Source organism: Azospirillum sp. Sh1 (assembly GCF_008365135.1).
Classification (GTDB): domain Bacteria; phylum Pseudomonadota; class Alphaproteobacteria; order Azospirillales; family Azospirillaceae; genus Azospirillum; species Azospirillum oryzae.
Window position 1 is genome coordinate 1 of the sequence record NZ_VTTK01000078.1, and the last position, 5,293, is coordinate 5,293.

Annotated in this window: 5 protein-coding genes; 4 read left to right on the forward strand and 1 reads right to left on the reverse strand. The window is 69.9% G+C overall.

Annotation, left to right across the window (positions count from 1 at the left end):
• Positions 1 to 200 precede the first annotated feature (200 nt).
• From FZ029_RS32585 to FZ029_RS32595, 3 genes are read left to right on the forward strand one after another with little or no spacing between them, the layout of a single operon-like run.
• Positions 201 to 1,724: an altronate dehydratase family protein gene (locus tag FZ029_RS32585; RefSeq protein ID WP_149274332.1), complete on the forward strand. Its 1,524-nt coding sequence runs from the start codon at positions 201 to 203 to the stop codon at positions 1,722 to 1,724.
• 42 nt (positions 1,725 to 1,766) lie between these two features.
• Positions 1,767 to 2,768 (forward strand): DMT family transporter, encoded by a 1,002-nt coding sequence (locus FZ029_RS32590; RefSeq protein WP_149274334.1) that lies wholly within the window; start codon positions 1,767 to 1,769, stop codon positions 2,766 to 2,768.
• Positions 2,769 to 2,812: 44 nt separating this feature from the next.
• Positions 2,813 to 3,733 carry a sugar kinase gene (locus FZ029_RS32595; RefSeq protein ID WP_149274336.1) on the forward strand — a complete coding sequence of 307 codons (921 nt, stop codon included), beginning with the start codon at positions 2,813 to 2,815 and terminating at the stop codon, positions 3,731 to 3,733.
• A gap of 24 nt (positions 3,734 to 3,757) precedes the next feature.
• Here the strand turns inward: FZ029_RS32595 and FZ029_RS32600 are convergent, their stop codons facing one another.
• Positions 3,758 to 4,360, reverse strand: a complete 603-nt coding sequence (locus tag FZ029_RS32600; RefSeq protein WP_149274337.1) for a TetR/AcrR family transcriptional regulator — start codon at positions 4,358 to 4,360, stop codon at positions 3,758 to 3,760.
• 73 nt (positions 4,361 to 4,433) lie between these two features.
• On the opposite strand from FZ029_RS32600, the gene bdcA reads away from it, so the two are divergent.
• Positions 4,434 to 5,147, forward strand: a complete 714-nt coding sequence (gene bdcA / locus FZ029_RS32605) for an SDR family oxidoreductase (RefSeq protein WP_149274339.1) — start codon at positions 4,434 to 4,436, stop codon at positions 5,145 to 5,147.
• Positions 5,148 to 5,293 lie beyond the last annotated feature (146 nt).

Sequence of the window (5,293 nt, forward strand, 5' to 3'; positions counted from 1 at the left end):
CCCAAATCCCCTCTGCGAGGTGTGGGGGGGGGGGCGCGCCGCCTCCCCCCCCCCCCCCCCGGGGGGGGGGGGGGGGGGGGGGGGGTGTTGCACGGCGTGGCTATCCCAAGAATCCTCGCTGTGCGTCCCCCTCACCCTAACCCTCTCCCCGGGGGGGAGAGGGGATATCGCGACATCACGTCTCCTCAAGGACACCCTCCATGGCATCGCTGACCATCCGCCTGCACCCCGCCGACAACGTCGTCGTCGCCGGCGCCGACCTGGAGCCCGGCATCACTCTGCCCGGCACAGAAGTCGCGACCACCGGGCCGGTGCCGGCCGGGCACAAGGTCGCGGTGCGCGCCATCGCGGCCGGCGAGCCGGTGCGCAAGTACAACCAGGTCATCGGCTTCGCCACCGCGGCGATCCAGCCGGGCGACCATGTCCACGTCCACAACATGGGCATGGGCAGTGATTTCGAGCGCGATTACGCCTTCGGCGCCGACGTCCACCCGGTCGAACCGATCCCGGAGGCCGAGCGCGCCACCTTCCAGGGCATCCTGCGCCCGGACGGCCGCGTCGCCACCCGCAACTACATCGGCGTGCTGACCTCGGTGAACTGCTCCGCCACCGCGGCGCGGATGATCGCCGACCATTTCCGTGGCTCCGCGCTGGCCGCCTATCCCAACATCGACGGCGTCGTCGCGCTGACCCACGGCTACGGCTGCGGCATGGCCGGCAGCGGCGAGGTGATGGACACGCTGCGCCGGACCATCGCCGGCTATGCCCGCCACCCCAACTTCGCCGCGGTGATCCTGCTGGGTCTCGGCTGCGAGGTGAACCAGATCGACAAGCTGATGGAGGCCACCGGCCTTGAGGCGGGCGCCCGCGTCATCCCCATCGGCATCCAGGACATGGGCGGCACCGCTGCCGCCGCCCGCGAGGGTATCCGCCGGATCGAGGCGCTGCTGCCGGAGATCAACGACGTCACCCGCCAGACCCTGCCGGCCAGCCACCTGACGCTGGCTCTGCAGTGCGGCGGCTCCGACGGCTATTCGGGCATCACCGCCAACCCGGCGCTGGGCTATGCCGTCGATCTGCTGGTCCGCAACGGCGGCACCGCCGTGCTGAGCGAGACGCCGGAGGTCTATGGCGCCGAGCATCTGCTGACCCGCCGCGCCGTCCGCCGCGAGGTGGGCGAGGCGCTGGTCGAGCGGATCGGCTGGTGGGAGGAGTACACCAGCCGCACCGGCGGCGAGATGAACAACAACCCGTCGCCCGGCAACAAGAAGGGCGGCCTGACCACCATCCTGGAAAAGTCGCTCGGCGCGGTCGCCAAGGGCGGCACCACCCCGATGACCGCCGTCTACCGCTATGCCGAGCCGATCACCGACAAGGGCTTCGTCTTCATGGACACCCCCGGCTACGACCCGGTGTCGGCGACCGGACAGGTGGCGGGCGGCGCCAACGTGCTGTGCTTCACCACCGGCCGCGGCTCCGTCTTCGGCTGCAAGCCGACGCCCAGCCTGAAGCTGGCGACCAACAGCACGCTGTTCCGCCGGATGCCGGACGACATGGACATCGATTGCGGCGCCATCGCCACCGGCGACGCCACCATCGAGGAGGTCGGCCGCGCGATCTTCCAACTGGTGCTCGACACCGCGTCGGGCCGCAAGACCAAGAGCGAGGAACTCGGCGTCGGCGCCGATGAATTCGCTCCTTGGCAGATGGGAGCGGTTATGTAAGGGGTCCGCCCCCTTGTCGGAAACCGTTGAAGAGCCGGCGCCATGCCTGACAGTTCCACCCCTCTCCCTGGCCCCCACCGCGATCCCGGCCCCCAGCCGGTGAACGCCCCGCAGACCCCGATCCAGCCAACCGGATCGGGGGCCAAGGGCACGGAGCCGATGCGGGCGATCCTGCTGGTGGTGCTGGCGGTGGCCTGCCTGTCCTGCTCCGACGCCACGGCGAAATATCTCGGCCGGACCTTGCCGCCGGCCGAGATCGCCTGGATGCGCTATGTCGTCTTCACCGCATTGGTGATGCCGCTGGCCCTGCGCGGCGGCTCGCCCCGTCATAAAGATAGACTGAGCGTGCTGAAGACGACGCGGCCGGGGCTTCAGGTCGTGCGCGGTCTGGGCATGCTGGGTTCGGCGCTGTTCTTCATCATGGCGATGCAGCATCTGCCGCTGGCCGAGGCGGCGGCGATCAGCTTCGTCTCCCCCGTCTTCGTCACCGTGCTGTCGATCCTGCTGCTGGCCGAGAAGGTCGGCATCCGCCGCTGGGCGGCGCTGCTGGTCGGGCTGGCCGGCGTCATCATCGTCATCCGGCCGGGGGCCGACGGCTTCCAGCCGGCCTCGCTGCTGCCGATCCTGACCGCCTTCAGCTGGGCGCTGGGGCTGGTGGCGACGCGCAAGATGACGGTGCAGGAAAACCCGCTGACCACCATGGTGTGGAGCGCGCTGACCGGCCTGATCGCGCTGACGGCGCTGCTTCCCCTGCATGCGGTCTGGCCGACGCCGTGGGAGATGCTGCTGGGGGTCTTCATCGGGCTGGTCTACACAGCGTCGCAATGGCTGCTGATCCTGGCCTACCGCCAGGGCGAGGCATCGGTGCTGGCGCCCTTCACCTATGTGCAGCTGATCTGGTCGACCGCGCTGGGATTCCTGGTCTTCGGCGCGGTGCCCGACCATTGGACCTTCGTCGGCACCGGCGTGATCATCGCCAGCGGCCTCTACACCGCGCACCGCGAACGCATGCGGGCGCGCCAAAGCCGCCCTGCGGCGGCATGACTTAAGGATTTGCCGGGGGCATCCCCGGCTTGCGGAGAACAAGCATGACCGACACGCCCAACCGCGTCGCCGCGCTCGGCGAATGCATGATCGAGATGTTCCGGCGGCCGGACGGGTCGCTGACCATGGGGTTCGGCGGCGACACGCTGAACACCGCGGTCTATCTGGCGCGTCTGGGCACGCCGGTCGACTATGTCACCGCACTCGGCGACGACAGCATCAGCGACGACATGATCGCCGCCTGGGCGGCGGAGGGTGTGGGCACCGGCCATGTGCTGCGCGTGCCGAACCGCCTGCCCGGCCTCTACCTGATCGAGACGGACTCCAGCGGCGAACGCCGCTTCCTCTACTGGCGCGACCGCGCGCCGGCGCGCGAGTTGTTCGCCCTGCCCCAGACGCCGGAGCTGTGCGCGGCGCTGGAGGGCTACGGCGTCGTCTACCTCTCCGGCATCAGCATCGCCATCCTGGGCGAGCAGGGTCGCGAGCGGCTGTTCCAGGTGCTGCAGCAGGTCCGCGCGCGCGGCGGCAAGGTCGCCTTCGACACCAACTGGCGCCCGCGCCTGTGGCCGGACATCGAGACCGCCCGCGCCGCCTTCGACCGCATGCTGCGGCTGACCGACATCGCGCTGCCCGGCGTCACCGACCTGCGCGACCTCTATGGCGATGCCGATGCCGACGCCGTGCTGGCCCGCGTCCGCGACGCCGGTGTCTCCGAGATCGTGCTGAAGCTGGAGCAGCCCGGCTGCGTCGTGTTCCAGGACGGCAACGCCGTCGAGGTGCCCGCGCAGAAGGTCGCCACGGTGGTGGACACAACGGCGGCCGGCGACAGCTTCAGCGCCGGCTATCTGGCATCCCGCCTGCGCGGCGAGGGGCCGGCCGATGCCGCCCGCGCCGCCCACAGGCTGGCCGCCGCCGTCATCCAGCACCGCGGCGCCATCATCCCGCGCGAGGCGATGCCGGCCTGAACCAAGGTTTTTTCGGCTTCCAGATCACCCTTCCGCCGCCAGTTCGCGGCGGAAGGCGCGGCTCGCCATCTGCGCGAAGCTGGTGAGCGCCGCCTCGTCGGCGCCGTCACGCGCCGCCGCCGACATTCCCCGCATCGCGATCGTCACGAAGTCGGCCAGTGCGTAGGCCCGCTCCGGCGCCTCCCCGGCGATGAAGTCGCGGAGTGCCGCCACGCCGGCCTTCCTCATCTCTTCGGCCAGCGCGCAGGCTTCCGGATCGGCGCTGTTGCGCGCGCCGTCGAGCACGAGGCAGCCCGCCACCCCGTTCCGCTCCGGATAGAGCCGCGCCGCCAGCAGCAGCGTGCGCTCGACCACCTCGGCCACGTCGCCGCCCTCGGCCCGCGCACGGGCGAAGATGTTCGCCTCCCCCGCCGCATAGCGCCGAAGCGCCCGCTCGAACAGCCCGGCCTTGCTGCCGAAGGCGGCATAGAAGCTCGGCGGCTTGATCCCCAACTCCGCCCCCAGCTCGGCGACGCCCACGGCGTCGTAGCCGCGCGCATGGAACAGCTTCATCGCGGTCTCGACCGCCTCGTCCACATCGAAGGACCGCCGCCGTCCCCGGGCTCCGGACGTTTCTGTAGCGACCACTATATTTTCTCCTTGCACAAACCCCCTGCCTGAATTTATATAGCGCTCACTACATTTTCTCAAGGAGCGCATCATGGGTGAGTTCACCGGCCGCAAGATCCTGGTCCTCGGCGGCAGCCGCGGCATCGGCAAGGCCATCGTCCGCCGCTTCGCCAAGGCCGGCGGCACCGTCGCCTTCACCTATGCCGGGTCGAAGGACGCCGCCGAGGCGCTTGCCGCCGAGACCGGCGCGGAAGCCATCCAAACCGACAGCGCGAACCGCGACGCCCTGATCGCCACCGTGGCCGATCGCGGCGCGCTCGACGTGCTGGTCGTCAATGCCGGAACGGCGATCCTGGGCGATCCGCTGACCTTCGATCCCGACGCCGTCGACCGGATGATCGACATCAACGTCCGGGCGCCCTACCATGCGGCGGTCGAAGCGGCCCGGCGCATGAACGACGGCGGGCGCATCATCGTCATCGGCTCGGTCAACGGCGACCGCATGCCCTTCGCCGGCGGGGCCGCCTATGCGCTGACCAAATCGGCGGTCCAGGGCATGGTGCGCGGACTCGCGCGTGATTTCGGCGACCGTGGCATCACCGTGAACGCCATCCAGCCGGGTCCGACCCACAGCGACATGAACCCGGCCGACGGCCCGATGGCGCCCGCCATGCACAGCTTCATGGCGATCAAGCGCCACATCGACGCCGACGAGGTCGCCGAACTGACCGCCTATGTCGCCGGGCCGCATGCCGCGATGATCACCGGCTCGTTCCAGACCATCGACGGCGGCTTCGGCGCCTGACGGTCGCCCTCTTCCTTCGCTAAACTATACACGCAGGAAGAGATCCCCTCTCCCCGGGGGGGAGAGGGTCATAGGCGCTAACATACCGGCTTCCTTATGAAGGGAGCCGGTATGTTTTCGGTCTGGCGTTTTCGTCGTCGGGGCGG

Excerpts from the sequence above, each read along its gene's own strand:
- FZ029_RS32590 (WP_149274334.1), top strand. The coding sequence starts at position 1,767 with ATGCCTGACAGTTCCACCCCTCTCCCTGGCCCCCACCGCGATCCCGGC.
- FZ029_RS32585 (WP_149274332.1), top strand. The coding sequence starts at position 201 with ATGGCATCGCTGACCATCCGCCTGCACCCCGCCGACAACGTCGTCGTC.
- bdcA (WP_149274339.1), top strand. The coding sequence starts at position 4,434 with ATGGGTGAGTTCACCGGCCGCAAGATCCTGGTCCTCGGCGGCAGCCGC.
- FZ029_RS32595 (WP_149274336.1), top strand. The coding sequence starts at position 2,813 with ATGACCGACACGCCCAACCGCGTCGCCGCGCTCGGCGAATGCATGATC.